The organism is Isoptericola sp. NPDC060185 (genome assembly GCF_042728595.1).
Classification (GTDB): Bacteria; Actinomycetota; Actinomycetes; order Actinomycetales; family Cellulomonadaceae; genus Isoptericola.
The window spans coordinates 1-1,050 of record NZ_JBHWYY010000171.1 but is presented as its reverse complement, the minus strand read 5'-3'; the positions used below and the strand labels follow the sequence as shown (position 1 = coordinate 1,050).

The 1,050-nt window shown below is 67.7% G+C and carries 1 protein-coding gene; it reads left to right on the top strand.

Going from position 1 to position 1,050, the window contains the following annotated elements; translation table 11 throughout:
* Positions 1-1,050, top strand: a 1,050-nt coding sequence (locus tag ACFWDO_RS21490; RefSeq protein WP_380347225.1) for a condensation domain-containing protein, incomplete at both ends; no start/stop codon positions are given.

Sequence of the window (1,050 nt, the reverse complement as noted above, 5' to 3'; positions counted from 1 at the left end):
GCCGCACTGCGTGCCGCGACGTCGCGATCGGTCGCCCGGCATCCGATGCTGCGCACCTCCTTCGAGCTCGCCGGCTACTCCGAGCCGCTACAACTCGTGCACGCCCACCTCGATCCCCCGTTGACGATCGTCGACCTGCGCGCGACCGAAACCGACCAGGCCGAGGCATTGATCCGTGACCATATCGAGCAACGACGCCTGCGCCGGTACGTCTTCGACCAGCCAGGCCTGTTCGATCTCACGGTGTACCGGCTCGCCGACCGGATCGAGCTGGTGCTGGCGTTCCACCACGCCATCCTCGACGGCTGGAGTGTGGCGACGCTGATCTCGGAGCTGCTGGCGGACTATCGGGGCGCGGGCGAGTTCCCCGCCGAGCTTCCGTCGTTCGCCGAATATGTTCGTGCCGAGCGTGATTCGCTCGACGATCCGGCCGATCGGGAGTACTGGGCACGGGAGTTGGACGGTGCGGAGACGATCGGTGTCCCCGGACTGCGCCCCCATGTCCCCGTGGATGCGACACCGACCGCGGGCCCGGCGCAGGCGCGTGTTTCGGTACCGGTTGCGGTCGGCGCCGACTTGCTGGCACGCGCCGACGAAGTGGCCGCCGCCGCGCACATCCCGGTCAAGGCAGTCCTGCTGGCCGCGCACCTGTGCACCGTCGGCCTGTTGTCCGGTCGCACGGATGTGACCACCGGCGTCGTCACCCATGGGCGGCCCGAGCGCATCGATGCCGAGCGCACGGCCGGACTGTTCCTGAACACGATGCCACTGCGGTTGAACTTCAGCGGCCGCAGTGGGCGTGAGGTGCTCACCGGTGTCTTCGAGCGCGAGCGCAACAGTGCACAGCACAAGCGGTTCCCGCTCACCGACATCCAGCGCGAAGTAGGCGTGGTCGTCGACACCGCGTTCAACTATGTCCACTTCCATGCCGCGGGCGCGGCCATGGACGCGCTGGACGTGACTTTGCTCGGCATCGACATTCGCGAGGACACCAACTTCGCGCTGCTGGTGAACGTGATCCGCAACCCGCTCGACGGAACGCTGGCACTG